The sequence below is a fragment of the Variovorax paradoxus genome, from assembly GCF_009755665.1.
Lineage (GTDB): Bacteria > Pseudomonadota > Gammaproteobacteria > Burkholderiales > Burkholderiaceae_C > Variovorax > Variovorax paradoxus_G.
Genome location: NZ_CP046622.1, coordinates 1,843,182 through 1,869,666, shown reverse-complemented (window position 1 = coordinate 1,869,666; position 26,485 = coordinate 1,843,182). Strand labels below are relative to the sequence as shown.

Here is a 26,485-nt window from a genome sequence, read left to right as displayed (position 1 = left end):
AACAACATATTTTTCAGGCTTTCAGGAGTAAAGAACATGGCAAAGATCATCGGCATCGACCTCGGCACCACCAACTCGTGCGTGTCGATCATGGAAGGCAACACCACGCGTGTGATCGAGAACTCGGAAGGTGCGCGCACCACGCCGTCGATCGTGGCTTACCAGGAAGACGGCGAAGTGCTGGTCGGTGCCTCGGCCAAGCGCCAGGCGGTGACGAACCCCAAGAACACGCTCTACGCAATCAAGCGCCTGATCGGCCGCAAGTTCGAGGAAAAAGAAGTCCAGAAGGACATCGACCTGATGCCCTACACCATTGCCAAGGCCGAGAACGGCGACGCATGGGTGGAAGTTCGCGGCAAGAAGATGGCGCCCCAGCAGGTCAGCGCCGACATCCTGCGCAAGATGAAGAAGACCGCCGAAGACTACCTCGGCGAGGCGGTGACGGAAGCCGTGATCACGGTGCCTGCCTACTTCAACGACGCACAGCGCCAGGCCACCAAGGACGCCGGCCGCATCGCGGGCCTGGACGTCAAGCGCATCATCAACGAGCCCACCGCTGCAGCCCTGGCCTTCGGCCTGGACAAGCAGGACAAGGGCGACCGCAAGATTGCCGTGTATGACCTCGGCGGCGGTACCTTCGACGTCTCGATCATCGAAATTGCCGACGTGGACGGCGAGAAGCAGTTCGAAGTGCTGTCGACCAACGGCGACACCTTCCTGGGCGGCGAAGACTTCGACCAGCGCATCATCGACTACATCATTGCCGAGTTCAAGAAAGAGCAAGGCGTCGATCTGAGCAAGGACGTGCTGGCCCTGCAGCGCCTGAAGGAAGCGGCCGAGAAAGCCAAGATCGAGCTGTCGAACAGCGCGCAGACCGACATCAACCTGCCCTACATCACGGCCGACGCCTCGGGCCCGAAGCACCTGAACATCAAGCTCACGCGCGCCAAGCTCGAGAGCCTGGTCGACGAGCTGGTCGAGCGCACCATCGCGCCCTGCCGCCTGGCCATCAAGGACGCCGGCATCAGCGTTTCGGACATCAACGACGTGATCCTGGTCGGCGGCATGACCCGCATGCCCAAGGTGCAGGAAAAGGTGAAGGCCTTCTTCGGCAAGGAGCCGCGCAAGGACGTGAACCCCGATGAAGCCGTGGCCGTCGGCGCAGCCATCCAGGGCCAGGTGCTCTCGGGCGACCGCAAGGACGTGCTGCTGCTCGACGTGACCCCGCTGTCGCTGGGCATCGAGACCATGGGCGGCGTGATGACCAAGATGATCACGAAGAACACCACGATCCCGACGAAGTTCGCGCAGACCTTCTCCACCGCCGAAGACAACCAGCCGGCCGTGACCATCAAGGTGTTCCAGGGCGAGCGTGACATTGCCGCGGGCAACAAGCTGCTCGGCGAGTTCAACCTCGAGGGCATTCCGCCGGCAGCGCGCGGCACGCCGCAGATCGAGGTGAGCTTCGACATCGACGCCAACGGCATCCTGCACGTGGGCGCCAAGGACAAGGGCACCGGCAAGGAAAACAAGATCACCATCAAGGCGAACTCGGGCCTCTCGGAAGACGAGATCCAGAAGATGGTGAAGGACGCCGAGCTGAACGCAGCCGACGACAAGAAGAAGCTTGAAATCGTGCAGGCCCGCAACCAGGGCGAAGCCATGGTGCACAGCGTGAAGAAGTCGCTCGGCGAACACGGCGCGAGCCTGGACGCCGGCGAGAAGGAAAAGATCGAAGCCGCGATCAAGGACCTGGAAGAAGCCCTGAAGGGCGAGGACAAGGCCTCGATCGAGGAAAAGACCAACACGCTGATGACCGCAAGCCAGAAGCTAGGCGAAAAGATGTATGCCGAGGCGCAGGCCGCGGCGGGCGCCGCCGGCGGCCCGGGCGCTGCCGCTGGCCCGGAAGCTGCGAGCGCACCGGCCGATGACAACGTGGTCGACGCCGAAGTCAAGGAAGTCAAGAAGGACTGATCCTCAGCTCTTCGAACAAGGCTGGAATACCTGAGCGGGTGTTCCAGCCTTTCTCGCTTCAAGTTACGGCTTCACGCCCGCCCCGACCGAACCAGCCATGGCCACAAAACGCGACTACTACGAAACCCTCGGTGTTCCCAAGAACGCGAGCGAGGAAGAAATCAAGAAGGCTTATCGCAAGCTCGCGATGAAGCACCACCCCGACCGCAACCACGGTGACACCAGCAAGGACGCCGAGGCCAAGTTCAAGGAGGTGAAGGAAGCCTACGAAATGCTGTCGGACGGCCAGAAGCGCGCGGCCTACGACCAGTACGGCCACGCCGGCGTCGACCCCAACATGCGCGGCGGTCCGGGTGCCGAGGGCTTCGGCGGATTCGCGGAAGCGTTCGGCGACATCTTCGGCGACGTGTTCGGCGGCGGCCGCGGCCGCACCAGCGGCGGGCGCCAGGTGTTCCGCGGCAGCGACCTGAGCTACGCCATGGAGGTCACGCTCGAAGAGGCCGCAGAAGGCAAGGAAGCGCAGATCCGCATTCCAAGCTGGGATGACTGCGGCACCTGCCACGGCTCGGGCGCCAAGCCCGGCACCAAGCCCATCACCTGCACCACCTGCCACGGCGCCGGCGCCGTGCAGATGCGCCAGGGCTTCTTCAGCGTGCAGCAGACCTGCCCCACCTGCCACGGCAGCGGCAAGATCATTCCCGAGCCCTGCACGGTGTGCCACGGCCAGGGCAAGATCAAGAACAACAAGACGCTCGAGGTCAAGATCCCGGCGGGCATCGACGACGGCATGCGCATTCGCAGCACCGGCAACGGCGAGCCGGGCACCAATGGCGGGCCGCCGGGCGACCTGTACATCGAGATCCGCCTCAAGAAGCACGAACTCTTCGAACGCGACGGCGACGACCTGCACTGCGTGGTGCCCGTCAGCATGACCACGGCCGCATTGGGCGGCGAGATCAGCGTGCCCACGCTCAAGGGCCCGGCCGCCATCGACATTCCCGACGGCACGCAGAGCGGCAAGCAGTTCCGCCTGCGCGGCAAGGGCATCAAGGGCGTGCGGTCAAGCTACCCGGGCGACCTGTATTGCCACGTGCGTGTCGAAACGCCGGTCAAGCTCACCGAGCACCAGCGCAAGCTGCTGAAGGAGCTTGATGAGTCGCTCAAGAAGGGCGGCGACAAGCACAGCCCCACCGACAAGGGTTGGCTCGACAAGGCCAAGGAATTCTTCAGCTGAAGAAGCCGGAGTAGCAAGAACAGGGGCCCGTGCGGCCCCTGTCTTCGTTCGTGCACGCGAACGGTGCCTGCCGACCTTGTTCGGTGCCGCGCACCATGAAAGCTCCCGCCAGAACCACGCCGACCACCGTTTGGCGCGCGTTCCCACGCGGACATGCGCGACTTGCCCATCAAAAGATGGCGCGCAGATTGCTTTTATATATTTTTGGTTTGAGCAATAAACCCAAACAGCACATGGCGCGTTATTGTGGTGTAACCGTTTTTGGGGCCGTGGGGGCTCAATAGGAGGTGCTTTCCCCGGAAAAGATGCAATGACTGCATAGGCCGATTGCCATAGGTATTTTCACTGGGCATCGGGATAGCACCGAGTCCGTTTGCCGAACCTTGGAATTTAGCTGGAATTGAGAAATGGTGCGGGTTTTTCTTGGGAACTTTACTCGGTACTGTGGTTCTGATTTAACAAACAATTTTCCGGGTGCACTCTTTGCTTTATGCTGTTTGTGCAGATGTGATTAAGGGAGTTTTCCACGGCTTGCAGCCATGGGGCGGGCACACCTTTAAAAAGTTGCGACGCATTGCGGCTGCAGGCTTCGGGTTAATAAAACCCGCAGACTTGATGGAGGCGTGACCATGGATGTGATCAGCAACTTTGCCGCCCGCTACGAGCGCACCCGCGAGGAAGTCCTCTCGCTGCAGGACTACCTGGATATTTGCAAACGCGATCCCACAGCGTATGCCACTGCGTCCGAGCGGATGCTCAAGGCGATCGGCGAACCCGAGCTGGTCGACACGCGCAACGATCCCAGGCTTTCGCGAATCTTCGCGAACAAGGTCATCAAGATCTACCCCGCGTTCAAGGAGTTCTACGGCATGGAGGACGCCATCGAGCAGGTGGTGTCGTACTTCAGGCATGCCGCACAGGGCCTCGAGGAAAAGAAGCAGATCCTCTACCTGCTGGGCCCCGTTGGCGGCGGCAAGAGCTCGATTGCCGAGCGTCTGAAGCAGCTCATGGAGCACGTGCCCTTCTATGCCATCCAGGGTTCGCCGGTCAACGAAACGCCGCTCGGCCTTTTCGACGCGGTAGAAGACGGCGAGATCCTTGAAAAGGAATACGGCATTCCGCGCCGCTACCTGAACCGCATCCTCTCGCCGTGGGCCGTCAAGCGCCTCGAAGAGTACGGCGGCGACATCCGCCAGTTCAAGGTGGTCAAGCGCTACCCTTCCGTGCTGCGCCAGATTGCAGTGGCCAAGACCGAGCCCGGCGACGAGAACAACCAGGACATCTCCTCACTGGTCGGCAAGATCGACATCCGCAAGCTCGAAACCTACGCCCAGGACGACCCCGACGCCTACGCCTACTCGGGCGGCCTGTGCCTGGCCAACCAGGGCCTGCTCGAATTCGTGGAAATGTTCAAGGCACCCATCAAGGTGCTGCACCCGCTGCTCACCGCCACGCAGGAAGGCAACTTCAAGGGCACCGAAGGGTTCGGCGCCATTCCGTTCGACGGCATCGTGCTGGCGCACAGCAACGAGAGCGAATGGAAAGCCTTCCGCAACAACAAGAACAACGAGGCTTTTCTCGACCGGATCTACATCGTCAAGATTCCCTACTGCCTGCGCGCCTCGGAAGAAATCAAGATCTACGAGAAGCTGGTTCGCAACTCATCCTTGGCCAAGGCGCCCTGCGCTCCCGGCACGCTGCGCATGATGGCCCAGCTCTCGGTGCTCACGCGGCTGAAGGAACCCGAAAACTCCAGCATCTACAGCAAGATGCAGGTGTACGACGGCGAGAACCTCAAGGACACCGATCCCAAGGCCAAGTCGATCCAGGAATACCGCGACTACGCCGGGGTTGATGAAGGCATGAGCGGTGTCTCGACCCGCTTTGCGTTCAAGATCATCTCCAAGGTCTTCAACTTCGACAGTTCCGAGGTGGCCGCCAACCCGGTGCACCTGATGTATGTGCTCGAGCAGCAGATCGAACGTGAGCAGTTTCCGCCGGAAACAGAACAGAAGTACATCAGCTACATCAAGGAGCTGCTGGCGCCGCGCTATGCCGAGTTCATCGGCAAGGAAATCCAGACGGCCTACCTGGAGAGCTACAGCGAATACGGCCAGAACATCTTCGACCGCTATGTCACCTACGCCGACTACTGGATCCAGGACCAGGAGTTCCGCGACGTGGACACGGGCGAAGTGTTCGACCGGGCCGCGCTCAACGCCGAACTCGAGAAGATCGAGCGGCCCGCGGGCATCGGCAATCCGAAGGACTTCCGCAACGAGATCGTCAACTTCGTGCTGCGTGCACGTGCCGGCAACGCCGGGCGCAACCCCGCATGGACGAGTTACGAAAAGCTGCGCGCCGTCATCGAGAAGAAGATGTTCTCCAACACCGAGGAACTCCTGCCGGTGATCAGCTTCAACACGAAGAGCAGTGCCGACGAACAGAAGAAGCACGAAGACTTCGTGACCCGCATGGTCGAAAAGGGCTATACGGCCAAGCAGGTTCGCCTGCTCTGCGAGTGGTACCTGCGGGTACGCAAGAGTTCATAGCGGTAGTTCATAGCGGCGAGGCCGGGGCCTCGCCCCCTTTTTGCAAGGAGCTTTGACATCATCGTGGCCATCCTGCAGCAGATCATCGACCGCCGGCTCTCGGGCAAGAACAAATCCATCGGCAACCGGGAGCGCTTCCTTCGGCGCTACAAAGGCCAAATCCAGGAGGCCGTGCGGCGCGCGGTCAGCGGGCGCAACATCCGCGAACTGGAGCAAGGCGAAGATGTCACCCTGCCGCGCCACGATGTGTCCGAACCGGTGTTCGGCCACGCGCGCGGCGGCGACCGCGAATACGTGCACCCGGGCAACCAGGAGTACCTGAAGGGCGATCGCATCGCGCGGCCTGAGGGCCAGGCCGGCGGCGGCTCGGGAAGCGGCGAGGCCGGCGACGGCGGCGAAGGCGAAGACGACTTCGTGTTCCGCCTCACACGCGAGGAGTTCATGCGCGTGTTCTTCGACGACCTTGCGCTGCCGCACCTCATTCGCACGCAGATTGCCGAAGTGCCGGAATGGAAGAGCCACCGCGCCGGCTTCACGAACGACGGCACGCCCAACAACCTGCACGTGGTGCGCTCGATGCGCGGTGCCCTCGCGCGGCGCATTGCCCTCGGCGGCGAGCCGCGCAAGGAACTGCGGCGCCTGGAGGCGCACCTGCTGCACCTGAAACAGCATCCGCAGGCGGAGCAGCCTTTCATCCAGAAAGAGATCCGCGAGACTGAAGAGCACATTGAAGAGTTGCGCAGAACCGCGCGGCACGTGCCCTACATCGACCCCATCGACCTGCGCTACCGCAACCGCGTGAAGACCCCGGTGCCCAGCGCCAAGGCGGTGATGTTCTGCCTGATGGACGTTTCAGGTTCCATGGACGAAGCGCGCAAGGACATGGCCAAGCGCTTCTTCATGCTGCTGTATCTGTTTCTCACGCGGCACTATGAACGCATCGACCTCGTGTTCCTGCGCCACCACACGCAGGCACAGGAAGTGAACGAAGAAGAATTCTTCCATGCCACGGAAACCGGCGGCACCGTCGTGTCGAGCGCGCTGGTCTTGATGGACGAGATCATCAAGGCCCGCTACCCCAGCGGCGAATGGAACGTGTACGGCGCGCAGGCGAGCGACGGTGACAACTGGCACCAGGACAGCGGACGCTGCCGCGAGCTGCTGGTCGACCATATCCTTCCGGTGGTGCGCTACTACGCCTACGTGCAGGTGGCCGAAACCGAGCAGAACCTGTGGCAGGAATACGCGCAGTTGGAGGGCATACAGCCCAACTTCGCGATGCGCAAGGTATCGGACGCGAGCGACATCTACCCCGTGTTCCGCGACCTCTTCAAGAAGGAAGGGGTGCCCGCATGACTTTCGACCACCCTCCCCTCGAGCGCGTGAACCCCACGGGCCGCCTGGAGCGCCTGCCCAGCCCGTCGGACTGGACCTTCGACCTCATCGAGACCTACCACACCGAGATCGCGAAAACGGCCAAGGGCTTCGGGCTGGACGTGTACCCCAACCAGCTCGAGGTGATCACCGCCGAGCAGATGATGGATGCCTACGCCAGTGTCGGCATGCCCATGATCTACCGCCACTGGTCGTATGGCAAGCAGTTCATCGCCACTGAAAAGAACTACCGCCGCGGCCACATGGGGCTGGCCTACGAGATCGTCATCAACTCCGATCCCTGCATTGCCTACCTGATGGAAGAAAACACCATGGCCATGCAGGCCCTGGTGATTGCGCATGCGGCCTACGGCCACAACAGCTTTTTCAAAGGCAACTACCTGTTCCGGATGTGGACCGACGCGTCGTCGATCATCGACTACCTTGTGTACGCGCGGCACTACATCGCCGAATGCGAAGAGCGCCATGGCCTCGATGCGGTGGAGCAGTTGCTCGACTCCTGCCATGCGCTGATGAACTACGGCGTCGACCGCTATCGCCGTCCGCAGAAGCGGTCTCTGGCGCAAGAGGGTACGCAGCGCGCCGAGCGCGAACGCTACATGCAGCAGCAGGTGAACGATCTGTGGCGCACCCTGCCTCGCCGCAGTGAACAGGCCACCGAATCCGACTCATCCCGCCGCTTTCCGTCGGAGCCACAGGAGAACCTGCTCTACTTCATCGAGAAGAATGCGGCGCTGCTCGAACCCTGGCAGCGCGAGGTGGTGCGCATCGTGCGCAAGATCGCCCAGTACTTCTACCCCCAGCGCCAGACGCAGGTCATGAACGAAGGCTGGGCCACCTTCTGGCACTACACCCTGCTCAACACCATGTACGACCGCGGCCAGCTCGCCGACGGCTTCATGATGGAATGGCTCAGCTCGCACACGGGCGTGATCTTCCAGCCGCCGGTGGGGCACCGCGCCTACAGCGGCATCAACCCTTACGCGCTGGGCTTTGCCATGTTCACCGAACTGCGGCGCATCTGCGAAAAGCCGAACGAGGAAGACAGGCGCTGGTTCCCCGACTTTGCAGGCACCGACTGGGTCAAGACGCTCGACTATGCAATGCGCAACTTCAAGGACGAGAGCTTCATCGGACAGTTCCTGAGCCCGAAGACGATGCGTGATTTCAGGCTGTTCGCGATCCGCGACCACCAGAGCGAGCCCGAGCTCGAGGTGTCCGCGATTCACGACGACAGCGGCTATCACGCGCTGCGCGAATCGCTGTCACGCCAGTACGACATCAGCAGCAGGGAACCCGACATCCAGGTGTGGAACGTCAACATGCGAGGCGACCGCGCCCTGACGCTGCGCCACACGCAGCGCAACAACCTGCCGCTGCACGACGATGCGGAAGAAGTGCTGAAGCACGTCGCCCGGCTGTGGGGCTTTGACGTTCACCTGGAGAGCGTCGACGCCCAAGGCCACATCAGCCGCAGCTGGAAGGCCGCGGCTCCAAGGCAGATCGACTGATCGGAACGGCCCGAAGGGCTCAGGGCAACAGGGCCGCGATGGCCAGTGCGTAGCCCTTTACGCCAAGGCCGACGATGATGCCGCGCGCCGCCGGCGAAATGTACGAGCGGTGGCGAAACTCCTCGCGCGCGTGCACGTTCGAGATGTGCAGTTCGATCAACGGCACGCTCGCGCCCTTGATGGCGTCGTGCAGCGCGATCGATGTGTGGGTGTAGGCGCCGGGGTTCATCACCACGCCCAGCATGTTGCCCGCGGCCACCTCGCGGCCGGCCTCATGGATCCAGTCGATCAGCACGCCCTCGTGGTTCGACTGGCGGCACTCGATCTCCACGCCATGCGCGGCGCCGGCGTCCTTGCACAGGCGCTCCACATCGGCCAGCGTGTCGCGTCCGTATTGCTCGGGCTCGCGCGTGCCAAGCAGGTTGAGGTTGGGGCCGTTGAGGACGAGTATTTTCTTCATGATGAGTGGCGTCTGGCGATGCCTCCATTATGAGTGTGCGCCCCGCCTAGGACTTGCGCTAAGGTAGCGCGCATCATGATGAGCGCAGACAGCATTTCAGCCTGGCACCCGGTCGCCCGTTCGGCCGATGTGCGCCCCGGGGCCAACATCGTCGCGGGCTTTGCCCAAGGGCAGGAGCTTGCGCTCTGGCGTTCGGCCGACGGTGCACCCCAGGCGTGGGAGAACCGCTGCCCCCACCGCAGCGTGCGCTTCACCCTCGGCCAGGTGGTCGAAAACCGCCTCTCTTGCGCGTATCACGGCTGGCAGTATGCGGCCGGAAGCGGCCAGTGCATGAGCATCCCCGCGCATCCCGATATGCCGCCGCCAGGCAGCCTGTGCGCCAAGGTGTTCAGCGCCGCGGACGCGGCAGGCATGCTGTGGGTGAACCTCGCCGGCGAGACCATACAAGCCCAGCCGCAAGACGACATCGTGCCTGCCGGATGGGCTTTCTGCCGCACGCTCGCCGTGCGCGCCGATGCGGCAAGCGTGCGCGATGCGCTCGTCCGGCGCGGCTTCGCGACCGATAGGGCAACAGCGGCATGGCGCGGCCCGCTCGGGCAGTCCGGCACGGTGGCCCTGGTGCTCGATGCGCAACCGCAGTTGGCCTTCATCCACCTATGGACAGATGCCGCGCCCGGCACCGCCGCAATGAAGACACTGCACATCGCCGCGCGCACCCTGCGCAGCGAGATCGAAGAACGTCGCCGGCCACAGCAGGCAGCCTGAAGAGAACCATGCCCTTCATCACAGACGATCCCAACATGCTCGACGACTGGCTGGTCGTCGGCCCCTCGGCTGCGCTCGCCGGCAGCTCCGATGCACGGCCCCGCACGGCTCGCCTGCTCGGCGAAACACTGCACGTGTGGAGCGATGCGGCCAGTGCACCGCAGTGCCGGCTCGGCGCGCAGTCGCTGGCCATCCAGTCGCGCTACGGCTATCTCTGGGTCTGCCCCAGCGGCAATCCGGCACGGCCCTTGTTCGACTTTCCCGAATATGGCGAAGCTGGGCGCCGCATGGTCGACTGCGGCAGCATCGGCGTGGCTGTATCGGGCTTGCGCGTGATCGAGAACTTCCTGGACATGGCGCACTTCCCCTTCGTGCACGCCGGCTTCCTGGGCAAGGTGCCGCACACCGAAGTGGCAAGGTACCAGGTGCAGGTCGACCCGGCGACCCAAGAAATCTGGGCCACCGATTGCCGCTTCTGGCAACCCCGCGCCTCGGCCGCCCACGACAGCGGCGCCGAGGTGACGTACAAATACCGCGTCATGCAGCCGCTCACGGCCATGCTCTACAAGTCGAGCCACCGCGCCGGTGAGCTCGACGCCATCGCGTTGTTCCTGCAGCCGCTCGACGACGAGCGCGTGATCGCCCACACACTGCTCGCCTGCTACGACGACACCTCAACGAACGCCGAGCTCATCGCATTCCAGCAAACGATCTTCGGACAGGACAAGCCGATTCTCGAGAACCATGCCTTCAAGCGCATGCCGCTAGAAGGCCGCGCCGAAACGCCAACGCGCGGCGACACGACCTCCGTCACCTATCGCCGTTGGCTGCGCGAGCGCGGCATGCGTTTTGGCGTGAGGCAAGCCGCATGATCAAGCTCTACGACTACGCCCTTTCCGGCAACTGCTTCAAGGTGCGGCAGATGCTGGCCTGGCTGGGCCTCGGTTACCAGAGCGTCCCGGTCGACTTTCACCCCGGCCGCGAGCACAAGTCGGCTGCGTTTCTGGCGCAGATCAATCCGCTCGGGCAGATCCCGGTGATCGACGACAACGGCTTTGTGCTGCGCGACGCGCAGGCCATCCTCGTCTATCTTGCGAGCAAGTACGACCCGCAAGGCCGCTGGTACCCGGACGATCCGCAGCTGCGCGGCCAGGTTGCGATGTGGTTCGCCACCGCCGAAGAAATCACCCGCACCGCATCGGCGGCCCGGCTGCACGATGCATTCGGCTATGAAAATCCCGACATCGACGCCTGCCGGCGCGGCGCGCATGCGGTCTTTCGTATGCTGGACGACCACCTGGCCGAGCGCGCCTGCGAAGGCCGGCAATGGCTGGTCGGGCAACACGCGACGGTGGCCGACCTGGCCTGCTTTCCTTATGTGGCGCTGGCAGGCGAAGGCGGCATTCCGATGGACGAATACCCCGCACTGCGAAGCTGGGTGTGGGACTTTCGCCATCTGCCCGATTTCATCGGAATGTCGGGTATTTTCCCTGCCGGCCCGACCTGAGCGCCGGTCTGGGTATCCTTGTCCCTCTTCTCCTTTTTGCCCTCAAGCCCCATGAAAACAAAAGCTGCCGTCGCCTGGAAATCCGGAGACCCCCTCACCATCGAAACCGTCGACCTCGAGGGCCCGAAGTTCGGCGAGGTGCTGGTCGAGATCAAGGCCACCGGCATCTGCCACACCGACTACTACACGCTCTCCGGCGCCGACCCGGAAGGCATCTTCCCGGCCATCCTCGGCCATGAAGGCGCGGGCATCGTGGTCGACGTGGGCCCCGGCGTCACCACGCTGAAAAAGGGCGATCACGTCATTCCGCTCTACACGCCCGAGTGCCGCCAGTGCAAGTTCTGCCTGTCGCGCAAGACCAATCTTTGCCAGCTGATCCGCGGCACGCAAGGCAAGGGCCTGATGCCCGATGCCACCTCGCGCTTCAGCCTCGACGGCAAGCCGATCTTTCACTACATGGGCACGTCGACCTTCAGCAACTACACGGTCGCGCCCGAGATTTCGCTCGCCAAGATCCGCGAAGACGCGCCGTTCGACAAGGTCTGCTATATCGGCTGCGGCGTGACCACCGGCATTGGCGCGGTGATCTTCACGGCCAAGGTGGAAGCTGGCGCCAACGTGGTGGTGTTTGGCTTGGGCGGCATCGGCCTGAACGTGATCCAGGGCGCCAAGATGGTGGGCGCCGACAAGATCATCGGCGTCGACCTGAACCCCGAGCGCGAAGCCATGGCGCGCAAGTTCGGCATGACGCATTTCATCAACCCGAAAGACACCGAGAACGTGGTCGATGCCATCGTGCAGCTGACCGACGGGGGCGCCGACTACAGCTTCGAGTGCATCGGCAACACCAAGGTGATGCGCCAGGCGCTCGAATGCACGCACAAGGGTTGGGGCCGCAGCATCATCATCGGCGTGGCCGAGGCGGGTGCGGAGATCAGCACGCGGCCGTTCCAGCTGGTCACCGGCCGCAAATGGGAAGGCTCGGCCTTCGGCGGCGCGCGCGGCCGCACCGACGTGCCGAAAATCGTCGACTGGTACATGGAAGGCAAGATCAACATCGACGACCTGATCACCCACACCATGCCGCTCGAAGACATCAACAAAGGCTTCGACCTGATGAAGCGCGGCGAGTCGATCCGCGGCGTGGTGCTTTACTAGCCTTTTGAGGAGAACGCCGGCCATGAACCGCATGGAGCCCTTGCGCAAGATCGAGGCGGGCGTTCTCGAAATCGCCTGCTACGAAGCCGGGCCTGCCGACGGCCCGCCCGTGCTGCTGATGCACGGCTTTCCCTACGACATCCATACCTACGCCGAAGTGGCGCCGATGCTCGCCGACAAGGGTTGCCGCGTCATCGTGCCTTATCTGCGCGGCTACGGCGGCACGCGCTTCCTGAGCGATGCCACGCCGCGCTCCGGCGAACAGGCCGCACTCGGAGCCGACCTGCTTGCGCTGCTCGACGCACTCGGCATCCAGCGCGCGGTGCTTGCCGGCTACGACTGGGGCGGTCGCGCCGCGTGCGTGGTGGCGGCACTCTGGCCCGAGCGTTGCGCGGGGCTCGTCTCGTTCAACAGCTACAACATCCAGGACATCGCCAAGGCGATGGAGCCCGACACGCCCGCGAACGAGCACAGCCTCTGGTACCAGTACTACTTTCACAGCGATCGCGGCCGCGCCGGCTTGGCAAAGGACCGCAAGGCACTCACACGCTTGCTGTGGCAGCTCTGGTCGCCAACATGGAAGTTCGACGACGCCACCTTCGAGCGCAGCGCGGCAGCCTTCGACCATCCGGACTTCGTCGATGTGGTGATCCATTCGTACCGCCACCGCTTCGGGCTGGTGGCGGGCGATCCGGCTTACGCCGACATCGAACGCCGCCTGGCCGCGCAGCCTGCGATATCGGTGCCCACCATCACCTTCGACGGCCTGGACGATGGCGTGCGTCCGCCCGCCGAAGCCTCTGCCCACGCGCACCGCTTCAGCGGACCGCGCTCGCACCGGCTGGTGCCCGGCGTGGGCCACAACATGCCGCAAGAGGCGCCGCGCACCTTTGCCGACGCCGTGCTCGAACTCGTGCCTGCACTACGGCCTAACAACAACTCCTGATGACCGACATCTTCAAGACCCTTTCCGAGCACCATGTCTTCGGCGGCGTGCAGAGCTTTCATGAACATGCCTCGCACGAAATCGGCTTGCCGATGCGCTTTTCGGTCTACCTGCCGCCACAAGCAGCGCACGAGCGAGTGCCGGCCCTGCTCTACCTTGCAGGGCTGACCTGCAACGAAGAAACCTTTGCAGTCAAGGCCGGCGCGCAACGCATTGCGGCCAGCCTGGGCCTGGCGCTGATCGCGCCCGACACCAGTCCGCGCGGAAGTGCCGTGGGAGGCCTGCCCGGCGCCACCGCCAACTGGGACTTCGGCATTGGCGCGGGCTTCTACCTAGACGCCACCGAGGCCCCGTGGTCGGCCCACTGGCGCATGGAAAGCTGGATCGTGCACGAGCTGCTGCCCTTCGTGGCAAAGCACTTCGCGGTCGACGACCAGCGCCTTGGCATCTTCGGCCATTCGATGGGCGGCCACGGCGCGCTCACGCTCGCAATGCGGCACCCGGGGCGCTTCAAGTCGCTGTCGGCATTTGCGCCCATCTGCGCGCCCACGCAGTGCCCTTGGGGCGAGAAGGCGTTCAGCGGCTACCTGGGAGAGCCCGGCGGCGACCGCGCGCAATGGCTTGCGCACGACGCCAGCGCGCTCATGAAATCGCAGACCGCTGCGCCCTATCCGCAGGGCATATTGATCGACCAGGGACTGGCCGACAAATTCCTTGCCGAGCAGCTGTACCCGGAAGCCTTCGAAGCCGCCTGCTTTGCCGCGGGCCAGCCGCTCACGCTGCGCCGCCACGCGGGGTATGACCACGGCTACTACTTCATCCAGACCTTCATGGCGGACCACCTCGCCCACCACGCCCAAACCTTGCGTGGCTGATCGGCCACTCGTATCGACCGCGGCGCACGGGCGCCGTATCATGAGTCGCATGTCTGCAGCACAGATTCCCGCGTTTCAATTGCGCTCTCGCGACGGCGCCCCCGAAGAGAGCCTGGTGCTGGCCGGCATCTGGCGCCGGGCCTGGATAGCGGCCAACCGCAGGGCCACCGTGATCGAGCCGATCACGCACTGGCTGCGGCGCGTGCAAACAGAATTCGTACCGCCCGCCGACGTGGTGCTGGCCGAACGCGAAGGCCAGGTGCTCGCCTTCATGGTGATGCTCGCCCGGCGCGAATACGTGGCCCAGCTGTTCGTCGAACCGCATCTGCGCAACCAGGGCCTCGGGCAGGCGTTGCTCGACGAGGCCAGCGTGCGCATGCCGCTCGGCTGGAAGCTTCACGTCGCCATCAACAACACCGCGGCGCAGCGCTTCTACGAGCGTTACGGCCTCGTGCGCGGTGCGGTCGACCGGCACCCCACCAGCGGGCGCGAGCGGGTCGCCTACCATTGGCTTCCGCAGGGCACGCCACGCCAGCCGCGACGCATCGGCTGAACGCTCATCTCCTTCGTCTTGTCTTTCCATGCGCATCGATCACATCGCTCTCTGGACCACCGACCTCGAACGCTGCAAGCGCTTCTACGTCGACTACTTCGGTGCCACGGCCGGCGCGGGCTATGTCAACCCGGCCAAGGGTTTTGCATCCTGCTTCCTGAGCCTGGGCGATGGCGCCCGCATCGAGGCCATGACCACCAGCACCCTCTCGCCCGTGCCAGCCGAACCCGGCGCACAACGCATGGGCTGGACGCACCTGGCCATCAGCGTGGGTTCCAATGCGGCGGTGGACGAACTCACGCAGCGGCTGAAGGCCGACGGCTACCCGCTGCTCGACGGCCCGCGCCGCACCGGCGACGACTACTACGAAAGCGTGGTGCTCGACCCGGACGGCAACCGCATCGAGATCACGTCATGAGCGGCTTGCGCGATGAGTGAGTTCGTAGAAAGCCTGCATGAGATTTTCGAGCGCTTCGGCCGCATCGAGGCGCGGCGCATGTTCGGCGGCCACGGCATCTTTCACGAGGGACGCATGATCGCGATCGTCCTGAAGGACACGCTCTACCTCAAGTCGGACGCCACCAGCGCCGAACACTTCGACAAACTGAACCTGCCGCCGTTCACCTACGAGCGCAACGGCAAGACCATGCCCATGTCGTACCGCCAGGCGCCTGCCGATCTCTTCGAGGACCGCCAGCAAGCCGCGCTCTGGGGCCGCCGGGCCTACGAAGCGGCCTTGCGCTCGGGCCAGCCGCCAAAGCAGAAAAAGACCATCGCCGGCAAGACGGCTGCCAAGAAGACACCCGCAAAGAAAGCCCCAGTGAAGAAAAAGAAAGCAGCCTCCTTGTGAGCGGCGACATCACCGCGTTGCCACCCCTTCCCGAACGCGAGCAGATTGCCCTTCTGGAAGCCTTCGAGGGCTTGGGCCTGCAGGACATCGTCGTCGTCACCACGCTGCAAGACGCCGAGCACGCCGCCGCCGCTCTGCTGGCCGCCGGCGTTGCAGGCTTCGACACCGAATCGAAGCCCACCTTCGCCAAGAACGAAGTGTCGGGCGGCCCGCACGTGGTGCAGTTTTCCACGCGCGAGAAGGCCTGGCTGTTCCAACTGCACCGCACCGAATGCAACCCGGTCGTCGCCGCGCTGCTCGCCTCGACCGAACTCAAGAAGGTCGGCTTCGGGCTTTCGAGCGACCTCACGCTCATACGCAACCGCCTCAACATCGAGCCGAAGGCGGTGTTCGACATCGACAACGAATTTCGCCGCCGCGGCTACCGTAAGTCGGTGGGCGTGAAGACGGCCGTGGCGCTGGTGTTCAACCGGCGCTTCGTCAAGTCGCGCAAGGCGACGACGTCGAACTGGGCCAACAAGCAGCTGACCGAAGCGCAGATCCGCTACGCGGCCAACGATGCGTATGCCTCCATTCGCGTGTTCGATGCGCTCTTCGGCGGCTGAGCTGCCCGGGTCTTAGTCCCGCCCCGCCTCCAGGATTGCTTGCGCCAGCCGCTTCGGGTTCGAGAAGAACATCTCATGGCTGCCGGGGCACTCCACCAGCCTGAAGAGCCCGAGCCGCTCCGACAGCCGCGGGTGCCATGGCAGGCTGTGCGGCATGGCCGTGTCCTGCAGGCAGTTGACGTAGGACTTGCCCAGTTGCAGCGTCGCCAGCGGCTCGCGCAACCGGATCTTGTCAGTGAAAGTGCGGTAGGGATGCGGGTTCAACTGCTCGTAGCTCGCCTGCGCCAGCGCCAGGTCGGCATCGTTGATGAAGGCCTCGCGCCAAATTTCGAACGGCAGCGTCACGGCGTTGCCGTTCGCTCCTGCAATGGCGTCGAACATCGCGGTGTAGTGCGGCGGCACCATGTCGTTGAGCGATTCGCCGTCCAGCGGCACGAAGGCATTGACGTACACCAGCCGCTTGAGCCGCTGCGCGATGCGGTCCGCCACGCCCGAGATCACCATCCCGCCATAGCTGTGGCCCACAAGGCGAACCTCGGTCAGGTTTTTCTCCTCGATGAAACGGACCGCCGACTCGATCCCATCGGCAAGGCCGGTTCGCGAGCGGTCGTCGCCGGCGCGGTTGCCCGCCAAGGTGGGGCAATGCACCACGTGGCCAGCCTCGCGCAGGCTGCCGGCCACGGCTTCCATCTCTGCGCCGGTGTGCCATGCGCCGTGCACGAGAACATAGGTGTCGGACATGCGTGTCTCCTTCGTCATTGAATGGATACGACTTTAGAAAACACCAGGGGGGCAAATGGCCGCTGGCCGCCAGGCGTTTGGCCGATTGATGCCAAGCGCCAGCCCTGCTCTGCCTTGGCCTGCCTCAGCGCTGGCGCCGCAGAGTGCCCGGGGTTGCGCCGAGATGCCGGCGGCACTGGCGGACGAAGTGCGACGCATCGGTCAAACCGACGCGAAATCCGATTTCCGCAATACTCAGGCGATCGAAACGCGCATCGCCCAGCATGCGCCGCGCAACCTGCATGCGAAAGCCGGTCAATGCGGCGGCGAAGGTGGTCGCTCCCTCGCTCAGGGCGCGGTGCAAGCTGCGCTCCGAAATGCCCAGCCCGCGGGCAACGCTCGCGGCGGTCAGTCCGGGCTCGGCATGGCGTTCGCGCGTGGCGTCGAGAACGCGGCGGCGCAGCTCGGCGCGGCCGCTTTCGCTGGGCGTTGCAGTCCCGTGCGTGCCGGCCGCGAGCGAGAGCAAGCCACCGAGATAATCGGTCAGCAACGCCGCGGGCATCGGTGGCTGCAACGCAACCTCGGGCGAAAGCTGCTGGACAAAACCGCTCAGCACGCAACCCCAGCCCGATTGCCCGTCGATGCGCCGCGCTACCTGGTCGGCTGCGTCGGGCAGCCACGCCTCGACCCACGCGGTGGGCAGTTCGAGCGAGAGCGTGTCGGCGCGCTGCAGAAAATGAAATTCGTAGCAGCGCCGCGAGTCGACCATCACCACATCGCCTGGCAGCATGCGCGCCGAGCGGTCGTCCTGCACGGCGACCCACGGCGAATCTGTCTTGCACAGCAGGTAATAGTAATTGCTGCGGCTATGGGCGATGGCCCTGCGCCTGCGGTACACGTCCTGCGCGGTGCCGCGGACCCGGTTCACGCCAATCGCGCCGAGCGGCGCGGACTCGAGCGTCGCGTTGAAGCTGCCGGTAAAGGAGCTGGTCACGTCCATTTCCAGAAAGCCCTCGCACACCGCGCCGATCCAGTAGTCGAGCCGCTGCGGCGCCGGCACGGCATCGGTGGACCACGTCTGGATTGCAGCGGAGGCATTTCCGTTCATCGCGCCAACATACCCAAGCCGTGCGTGCTTGCCAAGCGGGTATTGCCGGGCCCGAAGGCAGCCCGGCAGCACCCCCGGCACAATGCCGGTCACATCTATCGCACAGGAAAGAAGGGCCATGAGCAACAAAAGCGATTTCGGTTTGATCGGCCTGGCCGTGATGGGCCAGAACCTGGTGCTGAACGTGGAAAGCCGCGGCTTCCAGGTCAGCGTGTACAACCGCACCGAAGCCACCACCGAGGCCTTCATCGCGGCCAACCCCGGCAAGAAGCTGGTGGGCGCGAAGACGCTCGAGGAGTTCGTCCAGAGCCTTGCCAAACCGCGCAAGATCCAGATCATGGTGAAGGCGGGTGCGCCGGTCGACGAGGTCATAGAGCAGCTGATTCCATTGCTCGACAAGGACGACATCGTCATCGACGGCGGCAACAGCCTCTATACCGATACCGAGCGCCGCGATGCGTACCTCTCGGCCAAGGGCTTGCGCTTCATTGGTGCGGGCGTGTCGGGTGGTGAGGAAGGCGCGCGCAAGGGCCCGTCGATCATGCCGGGCGGGCCGCTTTCCACGTGGGAGGTAATGAAGCCGATCTTCGAGAGCATTGCAGCCAAGGTCGACGGCGAGCCTTGCGTGATTCACATCGGTCCCGGTGGTGCGGGCCACTACGTGAAGATGGTGCACAACGGCATCGAATATGGCGACATGCAGCTCATCTGCGAGGCCTACAGCCTGTTCAAGGCCGCGGGATTCACCACTGACGAAATGGCGGCAGTGTTCAACGAATGGAACGACGGCGAGCTGCAGAGCTACCTGATCCAGATCACCGCCAAGGCACTCGAGCAGAAAGACCCGGAAACTGGCAAGCCGATCGTCGACGTCATTCTCGACAAGGCGGGCCAGAAGGGCACTGGCCAGTGGACGCTCATCAACGCGGCCGAGAACGCAGTGGTCATCAGCACCATCAACGCGGCTGTCGAAGCGCGTGTTCTGTCTTCGCAAAAGAAGCAGCGCGTGGCCGCAAGCAAGCTGCTGCAGGGACCGAAGGCGGAGCTTTCGCTCGAGAAGAAGGCGCTCGTGGCCAAGGTGCACGATGCGCTCTATGCCTCGAAGGTCATCAGCTATACGCAAGGCTTCGACCTCATCAAGACCATGGGCGAAAAGAAGGAGTGGAAGCTCGACCTCAGCCGCATCGCCGCAATATGGCGCGGCGGCTGCATCATTCGCGCCCGCTTCCTGAACCGCATCACCGATGCCTACCGCACCGATCCTGCGCTGGGCAACCTGATGCTCGATCCCTTCTTCAAGGACCTGCTCAACCGCACGCAGCAGAACTGGCGCGAAGTGGTGGCGCTGGCAGTGAGCAACGGCATACCGGTGCCGGCGTTCAGCGCATCGCTCGCCTACTACGACAGCTACCGCACCGAGCGGCTATCGGCAAACCTGCTGCAGGCGCAGCGCGACTTCTTCGGCGCGCACACGTATGAGCGGGTCGACAAGCCCGCGGGCGAGTTCTTCCATACCAACTGGCCTGAAGTGATCTGACGGCCGGCGCAGAGAGCGAGGTACTTGCGCTCTAGCGGCGCGCTGCGTCGGGTATTTCGCGCTTCACCTGTGCGACCAGTTCCGTGAGCGGCGCGGTGGCGTCGACGGCCACCACGCCCGCCTCGCCTACCGGCGATTCAAGCGTCGCGAACTGGTTGGCCACCAGGCTGGCCGGAAACATGTGCTCGCCCGCCCCCGCACGCGCGGCCACGCGCCGCTCGGCCTCGTCGCGTTCGATGGCCATGAACACGAACCGCAAGTCCGGCACGGCCGCACGCAACTGCTCGCGGTAGGCACGCTTGAGCGCCGAACATGTCAGCACCGCACCCTGCGGCTTTTCGGCAAGCGCGCGGCCCAGCGTGGCAAGCCAGCCGGCGCGATCGGTATCGGTCAAGGGGATGCCATGGCGCATTTTTTCGACGTTCGACGCAGGGTGGTGGTCGTCCCCTTCGATCAGCGGCAGCGCAAAGGCGGTGGCAAGCGCCGCCCCCAGGCTTGATTTGCCGCAGCCTGAAACTCCCATTACCACCATCCATATCCCGTTCATGCGTACCTTTGCAGCCAAGGCCGGACGGCCGCTGCCGCCGGTGGGTTGAATCTACCGCTTATTTTGAAGCGGATTTGATGCGATGCCCGCCTGCAGCCCGCACAGGACCAGCTCTCAGAAAAGACTGCCCTGCCCCGCCGCCCCGGGGGGCCGAAAGGCACCCAGGTCGAGTGGAATGCGTTCGCGGTTGAAGCCGATGCGGTTTGCCGCCTTCTCGAAGCGCTGGCGGATCAGGTCGGCCCAGAGGCCGGTACCCTTCATGCGCGTCGCAAAGTCGGCGTCGTAGTCCTTGCCGCCGCGCATTTCGTGGATGCGCGCCATGATGCGGTCGGCGCGCTGCGGGTAGTGCAACGCCAGCCACTCCTTGAAGAGCGGCGCCACCTCCCACGGCAGCCGTATCACCGTGTAGAAGGCGCTGCGCGCACCAGCCTCCCAGGCCGCTTCGAGCACCTGTTCCATGTCTTCGTTGACGAACGGAATCTGCGGCGCCACGCTCACGCCCACCGGCACGCCCGCCTCGGCCAAGGTGCGAATGGTGCGCAGCCGCCGATGCGGGGCGGCCGCGCGCGGCTCGAGCTTGCGGGCCAGTTCGCCGTCGAGCGTGGTCACGGTCACGTACACCGCGGCCAGGTGCTGGGCGGCCATGGGCGCGATCAGGTCGAGGTCGCGCTCCACCGCGCTCGACTTGGTGACCAGCGCAAACGGATGCTGCGTTTCTTGCAGCAGCTCGATGATCGAACGGGTGAGCCGCAGCTCGCGCTCGATGGGCTGGTAGCAATCGGTGGCGGTGCCGATTGCGATGTGGCTGGGCCGGTAGCCCTTGCGGCCGAGCTCGGCGCGCAGCACCTCGACGATGTTGCGCTTGGCAATGAGCTTGGTTTCGAAGTCGAGCCCCGGCGAGAGATTGAGGTAGCTGTGGGTGGGCCGCGCAAAGCAGTAGATGCAGCCGTGCTCGCAGCCGCGATACGGGTTGAGGGAACGGTCGAACGACACGTCGAGTGACTCGTTTTCGTTGAGCACCGACTTGACGTCTTCGAAGCGCACCTCGGTCGCCAGCGGAGGCAGATCTTCCGCTTCGGCGGCGCCTTCTTCGAGCGTGCCCCAGCCGTCGTCGAAGGCGTTGCGCTCGTCGCGTGAAAAGCGGTGCGCCAGGCGAGTGGCTGCGCCGCGGCCCTTGATGGCATGGATGGGAATACGGGCAGCCGGCATGGCAGTTCCTTTCTCACAATACTGTTTATTTGTACAGTATTCCAGATAGGCGACTTACGCAAACGAATTTTTATTTCTCTATTGACAGAAATTTCTAAAATCCTAGACTTTGAGGCATGGAACTCACCGACATCCAACGCAAGTTCGTCCTCCATTGGGGCGAGATGGGCTCCATGTGGGGTGTCAACCGCACGGTCTCGCAAATTCATGCGCTGCTGTTCGCCCACGGCAAGCCCATGCACGCCGAAGAGCTCGCCGACACCTTGGGCGTGGCCCGCTCCAACGTGAGCAACAGCCTGAAAGAACTCCAGGCGTGGAACCTGGTGCGCGTGACGCACATCCTTGGAGACCGCCGCGACTACTTCGAAACCAGCGTTGACGTGTGGGAGCTTTTTCGCACCGTGGTGCGCGAGCGCAAGGAACGCGAGTTCGATCCCACCATCCGTGTGCTGCGCGAAATCGTCTCGAGCCCCGACTTCCAGAAAGAGCCCGCCGATGCGCAAGACCGCATCCGCTCCACCATGGACCTGATGAGCAAGCTTGCCACCTGGGCCGACGAAATGCTGCGGCTCTCGCCCGGCACGCTGGACAAGGTGCTGACGCTTGGGGCCAGCGTGCAGAAGTTCGTTCGCGGCGATGCGCCGGCGCCGCCCGCAGCACAGAAGAAGAACGACGACGACCCGGATGCCCATCACGGCAGCCTGCCGATGATCTGAGCTTCTCTTTTTTTGCCCATTCATTTCTGTTTTGACAGAAATAACGAAACAAAACCATGCACCCTGCTGTCACCTACCCTCTCACGGTCTACTACGACGCCACCTGCGCCCTCTGCACGGCCGAGATGAACGGCATGAAAGCGCTTGACGCCGACGGGCGCTTGCAACTGGTCGATTGTTCGCCGCCGGGCTTCAACGCCGGACCCGCACCACGCGAGGCGCTGATGACGGCAATCCACGCGGTCGATGCCGCCGGACAGGTGTTCGCGGGCGTCCCGGCCATCCGGGCCTGCCGCGACGCTGTCGGGCTGCCGAGCGGCAGCTTTCTGCTCGACCTGCCGCTCGTCGCGCCGCTGGCCGACCGTGCCTATGCGGTTCTTGCGCGCAACCGCTACCGGTTGCCGCGCTGGCTGGTCACCCTGCTCGCAGGAAAGGCCGCGCGCTCGTCGGCCACATGTGCCGGCGGCAATTGCCGAATCTGAATAGAAAAAAAAGGAGCTCTTCGTGCCCAATGTTTTCCAGCCCGATTTCCGCGCGGCGCAGACGCCTGAAGCTCCGCTGTCCAACCTGGCCATCACGCGCGCGGACACGCAGGACTACTTCACCGAAGTGGCCGACGACTACCGCGCATGGAGCTCCAGCTACAACATGCACTTCGGCTTCTGGCGGCCCGGGCTCAATCCGCTGCGCCGCGAAGGCATGCTCGTGGAGATGAACCGTGCAGTAGGCCGCGCACTGAAGCTCGACGAGCCCGATGCTCCCAATTCGAAGCAGGAGGCCGTACAACCCCGCCGCTGCGTGATCGACCTCGGCTGCGGAGCCGGTGCCACCGCGCGCACGCTGGTGAGCGAAGACCCGTCGCTGTATGCCGTCACCGTTACTAATGTGGCCGTGCAGAACAGCATCGCCGCCCGGCTCGACGCCCGGGCTGGCGTGGCCGATCGCATGGCGCACATCGAGGCCGACTACACCCGCACCGGCCTGCCCGCGGCGCAAGCCGACGGCGCATGGGCGGTGGAAAGCGCCTGCTACGCCAGCGGCACGGCCAAGGCCGACTTTGTGCGCGAGGCGGCCCGCCTGCTGAAGCCCGGCGCGCGGCTGGCGGTGGTCGATGGCTTTCTGCTGCGGCGCCAGCCCGGTCGCGTTGCCGGCTGGCTGCACCGCCTGTGGGCCGACAGCTGGGCCGTGCCCACGCTGGCTGTGCAAGAAGACTTTGTGGCCGCGCTGCGCGACAACGGCTTCGAAGACGTCAAGGTGCAGTCGCTGCGCTGGCGTGTCGCGCCCAGCGCGCTGCACATCCCGGCACTGGCCACGCGCTTTGCGCTCGCCGAGCTCTGGAAGGCGCGCGGCAAGCTGAGCCCGTGGCGCCGCAAGCACATCGTGGCCAGCTACTGCGCCCTGGTGCTAGGCGTTTTCTGGCGCGACTTCGACTACTGCATGGTGACCGCCAGGCGCAGCGGCTGAAAACAAGAGCCACCGAAACAACAAGACAGCAAACACAAAGAGGAGAAGAAACCTTCATGAGCACCGAACCCGAAGACGCCGCACCGCGCGAGTTGCCACCCGCCGCGGCCAGCGCAGCAGAAATGCAGGAGACGCCGAAGCGCCGCATGCCCTTTGCCTGGTTCTGGCCGCTGCTGGTGGGCGCCGCGGCCGCCTTCGTGCTGCGCATTGCCTTCAGCGGATTGCCGGGGCAGCGCTTCTCGGCCATGCTGGGCTCCTTCATCTACCTTGCCCCCGCGGTGTGCGGTGCCGTCACGGTCTACATGGCCGAGCGCATCGAGCGGCGCAGCTGGGGCTACTACACCTGGGCACCCTGGGTTGCCACCGCGCTGTTCGTGGTCGGCACGCTGCTGGTCTACATCGAGGGAATGATCTGCGCCATCGTGATCGTGCCGATGTTCGCCTTCATGGGCAGCCTCGGCGGCTTGGCCATGGGGCTGGTCTGCCGCATCACCAATTGGCCCAAGCCCGCGCTCTACAGCTTTGCGGTGTTGCCGCTGCTGCTCGGCGCCATCGAGCCGCAGTTGCCCAACCCGGAGCTGATCTCGAAAACGTCGCGCACGCTCTTCATCGCCGCTCCCGCCGAACGCGTGTGGCATGAGCTCAACGATGTGCGCGACATTCGCCCCACCGAAGTCGGCGACGCTTGGGCCTACCGCATCGGCGTGCCCATGCCGGTGGCCGCCGTCACCGAGCAAACGCCCGAAGGCCGCGTGCGCAAGGTGCAGTGGCAGAAGAACGTGCACTTCGACGAAGTCGTTACCGACTGGCAGCCGCTGAAGCGCGTGGAATGGCGCTACCGCTTCTCGCCCGACTCTTTTCCGGCCGGTGCGCTGGACGACCATGTGCTCATCGGCGGCCACTATTTCGACCTGCGCGACTCGGCCTATACGCTCACGCCGCGCGACGGCGGCACGGAGCTTCGCATCGACGTTTCATGGCGCGTGAGCACGCGCTTCAACTGGTATGCCGATCGCGTGGCGCACTTCCTCCTCGGCGATTTTTCCGAGCACATCCTGCACTTCTACAAGGTGCGCAGCGAAGCAGCCGCGGCGGCCACATGAGCGACATTCGGCCCGTCTTCCAGCAAGTGCTCGGCCCCGCCTGGGAGCGGTTGGGTGAGGTGATCCGCCGCCACTACACCATGGCGCCGTTCTCGAATGCCCATGTCTGCGTGCGCGGCACCATGGACGAAGTGCACCACGCACCGTGGGCAAGGCTGCTCATGCCCATCGGCCGCCTGTTCGGGGCGCTGGTTCCCTACACCGGCACCGGCGTGCCGATCGATGTGCACTACCGCTGCCGGCCGGACGATGCTCTCTTGTACTGGGACCGTGTCTTTCGCTTCGAAGGCCGTGCGCCGTTCCACTTTCGCTCGCACATGGCGCATGTGGCAGAGCGCGGCAGCGAGGTCGTCGAATACGTGCGCTTCGGCATCGGCATGCGCCTGGCGGTGAGCGCGGAAGAAGGCGCGCTGGTGTTTCGCGACAAAGGCTACATCTGGCGCCTTGGCAAGCTGCGCTTGCCGTTGCCGCTGGGCCTGCTGCTGGGCACCGCCTACGTCGAGGAGCGGCCCGACCCAGCCGACGCCGACGGCTTCACCATGAAGATGGTGCTGCGCCACCGCTGGTTCGGCGACGTGTTCCGCTACAGCGGGCGCTTCAGGTTAGGGCCACAATGAGCCGCTATGCCGCGCCGCCCTGAAAACCTCTATCCGCAATACCACGCCCACGTCTACTTCGGCCCCGACACGGTCGCGCAGGCAAGGCAGCTGTGCGAGCGCGCGGGCCGCGAGCTGATGGTGGTGGTCGGCCGGGTGCATGAGCGCCCGGTCGGGCCGCATCCGCACTGGAGCTGCCAGCTTGCGTTCGACGCGGCCGAGTTCGACCAGGTGATCGAATGGCTGGAGGCCAACCGCAACGGGCTCGACATTTTTGTGCACGGCGTCACGGGCGACGACCTGGCCGACCACACGGCGCATGCCATGTGGCTGGGCGAGGAAAGCGCCCTCGACCTGCGGATGTTCCGGCACTAGGCGGCCGGCCCTGCTCAGAACTCCGCGTCAAGCTCGTCGATTTCCTCGGGTTCCTGCTTTGCGGCGGCCACCCACTCCTGCATGGCCGGCAAGTCCATCACGCGCTTGCAGTAAGAGGCGCAAACGGTGTCGAGCGGCACGTCGTAGCTCAGAAAGCGCGTGACCACCGGGGCGTACATGGCGTCGGCCATGCCGGGCTGCTTGCCGAAGAGGAGGGGGCCGCCGTAGGTCTTGAGGCATTCGCGCCAGATGGCGACGATGCGGTCGATGTCGGCCTGCGCGCGCGACCAGATCTTGAAACCCGGAAAACGGGCCTTGATGTTCATCGGCAAGGCCCCGCGCATCGAAGCAAAGCCGGAATGCATTTCGCCGCAGATCGCGCGGCAATGCGCGCGGGCCTGGATGTCCGCCGGCAGCAGTCCTGCCTTGGGCTTGATCTCGTTCAGGTATTCGCCAATGGCCAGCGTATCCCACACCTTCACGCCGCCGTGCTGCAGCGAGGGCACCAGCATCGAGGACGAGAGCAGCAGCATCTCGGCCTTCATGGCCGGGTCGTCGGGCGGAATGATCTTTTCGCTGAAGTCCAGCCCGGCCAGCCTGCACATCAGCCAGCCGCGCAGCGCCCAGGCGCCGTAGTTCTTGCTGCTGATGGTGAGAACAGGTTTGGCCATCGTGGGTCTCCTTGGCGGGTCTGCCTAGCTGCCGGGTTGGCTCCCATTGCCGTG

Annotated in this window: 28 protein-coding genes; 22 read left to right on the top strand and 6 right to left on the bottom strand. The window is 64.4% G+C overall.

The window, feature by feature from the left end; translation table 11 throughout:
• Positions 1 to 36 precede the first annotated feature (36 nt).
• From dnaK to GOQ09_RS08655, 5 genes are all read left to right on the top strand, one after another.
• On the top strand, positions 37 to 1,974 hold the full coding sequence (gene dnaK, locus GOQ09_RS08675) for a molecular chaperone DnaK (protein ID WP_157613067.1): 1,938 nt from the start codon (positions 37 to 39) through the stop codon (positions 1,972 to 1,974).
• 97 nt (positions 1,975 to 2,071) lie between these two features.
• Positions 2,072 to 3,208, top strand: a complete 1,137-nt coding sequence (dnaJ, locus tag GOQ09_RS08670) for a molecular chaperone DnaJ (protein ID WP_157613066.1) — start codon at positions 2,072 to 2,074, stop codon at positions 3,206 to 3,208.
• 629 nt (positions 3,209 to 3,837) lie between these two features.
• Complete coding sequence (locus GOQ09_RS08665; RefSeq protein ID WP_126747425.1) at positions 3,838 to 5,760, top strand: PrkA family serine protein kinase; 1,923 nt, start codon at positions 3,838 to 3,840, stop codon at positions 5,758 to 5,760.
• 63 nt (positions 5,761 to 5,823) lie between these two features.
• Positions 5,824 to 7,116 (top strand): YeaH/YhbH family protein, encoded by a 1,293-nt coding sequence (locus tag GOQ09_RS08660; protein WP_157613065.1) that lies wholly within the window; start codon positions 5,824 to 5,826, stop codon positions 7,114 to 7,116.
• Positions 7,113 to 8,666 carry a SpoVR family protein gene (locus tag GOQ09_RS08655; RefSeq protein ID WP_157613064.1) on the top strand — a complete coding sequence of 518 codons (1,554 nt, stop codon included), beginning with the start codon at positions 7,113 to 7,115 and terminating at the stop codon, positions 8,664 to 8,666. Before GOQ09_RS08660 ends, GOQ09_RS08655 begins: the two co-directional genes overlap by 4 nt.
• 19 nt (positions 8,667 to 8,685) lie before the next feature.
• Here GOQ09_RS08655 and aroQ read toward each other — a convergent pair whose 3' ends face one another.
• Complete coding sequence (gene aroQ, locus GOQ09_RS08650) at positions 8,686 to 9,126, bottom strand: type II 3-dehydroquinate dehydratase (protein ID WP_157613063.1); 441 nt, start codon at positions 9,124 to 9,126, stop codon at positions 8,686 to 8,688.
• 75 nt (positions 9,127 to 9,201) lie between these two features.
• Between aroQ and GOQ09_RS08645 the strand changes: the two genes are divergently transcribed.
• The 10 genes from GOQ09_RS08645 to GOQ09_RS08600 are packed head-to-tail and all read left to right on the top strand — an operon-like array spanning position 9,202 to position 16,385.
• Positions 9,202 to 9,891, top strand: a complete 690-nt coding sequence (locus GOQ09_RS08645) for a Rieske 2Fe-2S domain-containing protein (protein WP_242631039.1) — start codon at positions 9,202 to 9,204, stop codon at positions 9,889 to 9,891.
• A gap of 8 nt (positions 9,892 to 9,899) precedes the next feature.
• Positions 9,900 to 10,763: an aromatic ring-hydroxylating oxygenase subunit alpha gene (locus GOQ09_RS08640; RefSeq protein ID WP_157613062.1), complete on the top strand. Its 864-nt coding sequence runs from the start codon at positions 9,900 to 9,902 to the stop codon at positions 10,761 to 10,763.
• Positions 10,760 to 11,398 carry a glutathione S-transferase family protein gene (locus tag GOQ09_RS08635; protein WP_157613061.1) on the top strand — a complete coding sequence of 213 codons (639 nt, stop codon included), beginning with the start codon at positions 10,760 to 10,762 and terminating at the stop codon, positions 11,396 to 11,398. The genes GOQ09_RS08640 and GOQ09_RS08635 overlap by 4 nt, the downstream gene beginning before the upstream one ends.
• A gap of 51 nt (positions 11,399 to 11,449) precedes the next feature.
• Positions 11,450 to 12,556, top strand: a complete 1,107-nt coding sequence (locus tag GOQ09_RS08630; RefSeq protein ID WP_055799863.1) for an S-(hydroxymethyl)glutathione dehydrogenase/class III alcohol dehydrogenase — start codon at positions 11,450 to 11,452, stop codon at positions 12,554 to 12,556.
• 22 nt (positions 12,557 to 12,578) lie between these two features.
• Positions 12,579 to 13,502, top strand: a complete 924-nt coding sequence (locus GOQ09_RS08625; RefSeq protein WP_157613060.1) for an alpha/beta fold hydrolase — start codon at positions 12,579 to 12,581, stop codon at positions 13,500 to 13,502.
• A complete protein-coding gene (gene fghA / locus GOQ09_RS08620) occupies positions 13,502 to 14,377 on the top strand; it encodes an S-formylglutathione hydrolase (protein ID WP_157613059.1) in 876 nt (291 codons plus the stop codon). The genes GOQ09_RS08625 and fghA overlap by 1 nt, the downstream gene beginning before the upstream one ends.
• Before the next feature lie 49 nt (positions 14,378 to 14,426).
• A complete protein-coding gene (locus GOQ09_RS08615) occupies positions 14,427 to 14,930 on the top strand; it encodes a GNAT family N-acetyltransferase (RefSeq protein WP_242631038.1) in 504 nt (167 codons plus the stop codon).
• A gap of 28 nt (positions 14,931 to 14,958) precedes the next feature.
• Positions 14,959 to 15,348 (top strand): VOC family protein, encoded by a 390-nt coding sequence (locus GOQ09_RS08610; protein ID WP_157613057.1) that lies wholly within the window; start codon positions 14,959 to 14,961, stop codon positions 15,346 to 15,348.
• Between the two features lie 12 nt (positions 15,349 to 15,360).
• Entirely contained in the window at positions 15,361 to 15,780 is a 420-nt protein-coding gene (locus tag GOQ09_RS08605; protein ID WP_157613056.1) for a TfoX/Sxy family protein, read from the top strand.
• Positions 15,777 to 16,385: a 3'-5' exonuclease gene (locus tag GOQ09_RS08600; RefSeq protein WP_157613055.1), complete on the top strand. Its 609-nt coding sequence runs from the start codon at positions 15,777 to 15,779 to the stop codon at positions 16,383 to 16,385. The genes GOQ09_RS08605 and GOQ09_RS08600 overlap by 4 nt, the downstream gene beginning before the upstream one ends.
• A gap of 12 nt (positions 16,386 to 16,397) precedes the next feature.
• On the opposite strand, the gene GOQ09_RS08595 is transcribed toward GOQ09_RS08600, so the two are convergent.
• Together GOQ09_RS08595 and GOQ09_RS08590 are read right to left on the bottom strand one after the other, a co-directional pair.
• A complete protein-coding gene (locus tag GOQ09_RS08595) occupies positions 16,398 to 17,126 on the bottom strand; it encodes an alpha/beta fold hydrolase (RefSeq protein WP_157613054.1) in 729 nt (242 codons plus the stop codon).
• Between the two features lie 124 nt (positions 17,127 to 17,250).
• A complete protein-coding gene (locus tag GOQ09_RS08590; RefSeq protein WP_157613053.1) occupies positions 17,251 to 18,213 on the bottom strand; it encodes a helix-turn-helix domain-containing protein in 963 nt (320 codons plus the stop codon).
• A gap of 118 nt (positions 18,214 to 18,331) precedes the next feature.
• On the opposite strand from GOQ09_RS08590, the gene gnd reads away from it, so the two are divergent.
• Complete coding sequence (gene gnd / locus GOQ09_RS08585; RefSeq protein ID WP_157613052.1) at positions 18,332 to 19,750, top strand: decarboxylating NADP(+)-dependent phosphogluconate dehydrogenase; 1,419 nt, start codon at positions 18,332 to 18,334, stop codon at positions 19,748 to 19,750.
• Between the two features lie 31 nt (positions 19,751 to 19,781).
• Here the strand turns inward: gnd and GOQ09_RS08580 are convergent, their stop codons facing one another.
• Positions 19,782 to 20,297 carry a gluconokinase gene (locus GOQ09_RS08580; RefSeq protein ID WP_242631037.1) on the bottom strand — a complete coding sequence of 172 codons (516 nt, stop codon included), beginning with the start codon at positions 20,295 to 20,297 and terminating at the stop codon, positions 19,782 to 19,784.
• 114 nt (positions 20,298 to 20,411) lie between these two features.
• On the bottom strand, positions 20,412 to 21,506 hold the full coding sequence (locus GOQ09_RS08575) for a PA0069 family radical SAM protein (protein ID WP_157613051.1): 1,095 nt from the start codon (positions 21,504 to 21,506) through the stop codon (positions 20,412 to 20,414).
• 116 nt (positions 21,507 to 21,622) lie between these two features.
• Between GOQ09_RS08575 and GOQ09_RS08570 the strand changes: the two genes are divergently transcribed.
• From GOQ09_RS08570 to GOQ09_RS08545, 6 genes are read left to right on the top strand one after another with little or no spacing between them, the layout of a single operon-like run.
• On the top strand, positions 21,623 to 22,222 hold the full coding sequence (locus tag GOQ09_RS08570) for a GbsR/MarR family transcriptional regulator (protein ID WP_157613050.1): 600 nt from the start codon (positions 21,623 to 21,625) through the stop codon (positions 22,220 to 22,222).
• Positions 22,223 to 22,278: 56 nt separating this feature from the next.
• Positions 22,279 to 22,704: a thiol-disulfide oxidoreductase DCC family protein gene (locus tag GOQ09_RS08565; protein WP_157613049.1), complete on the top strand. Its 426-nt coding sequence runs from the start codon at positions 22,279 to 22,281 to the stop codon at positions 22,702 to 22,704.
• Positions 22,705 to 22,726: 22 nt separating this feature from the next.
• On the top strand, positions 22,727 to 23,686 hold the full coding sequence (locus tag GOQ09_RS08560; RefSeq protein WP_157613048.1) for an SAM-dependent methyltransferase: 960 nt from the start codon (positions 22,727 to 22,729) through the stop codon (positions 23,684 to 23,686).
• A 56-nt stretch (positions 23,687 to 23,742) separates the two neighbouring features.
• Positions 23,743 to 24,789: an SRPBCC domain-containing protein gene (locus tag GOQ09_RS08555; RefSeq protein WP_157613047.1), complete on the top strand. Its 1,047-nt coding sequence runs from the start codon at positions 23,743 to 23,745 to the stop codon at positions 24,787 to 24,789.
• Complete coding sequence (locus GOQ09_RS08550) at positions 24,786 to 25,406, top strand: DUF4166 domain-containing protein (protein ID WP_157613046.1); 621 nt, start codon at positions 24,786 to 24,788, stop codon at positions 25,404 to 25,406. The genes GOQ09_RS08555 and GOQ09_RS08550 overlap by 4 nt, the downstream gene beginning before the upstream one ends.
• A gap of 6 nt (positions 25,407 to 25,412) precedes the next feature.
• Positions 25,413 to 25,760, top strand: a complete 348-nt coding sequence (locus GOQ09_RS08545; RefSeq protein WP_157613045.1) for a DOPA 4,5-dioxygenase family protein — start codon at positions 25,413 to 25,415, stop codon at positions 25,758 to 25,760.
• Between the two features lie 14 nt (positions 25,761 to 25,774).
• Here GOQ09_RS08545 and GOQ09_RS08540 read toward each other — a convergent pair whose 3' ends face one another.
• Positions 25,775 to 26,431, bottom strand: coding sequence for a glutathione S-transferase (locus GOQ09_RS08540; RefSeq protein ID WP_157613044.1), 657 nt, complete (start codon positions 26,429 to 26,431; stop codon positions 25,775 to 25,777).
• Between the last annotated feature and the right edge of the window lie 54 nt (positions 26,432 to 26,485).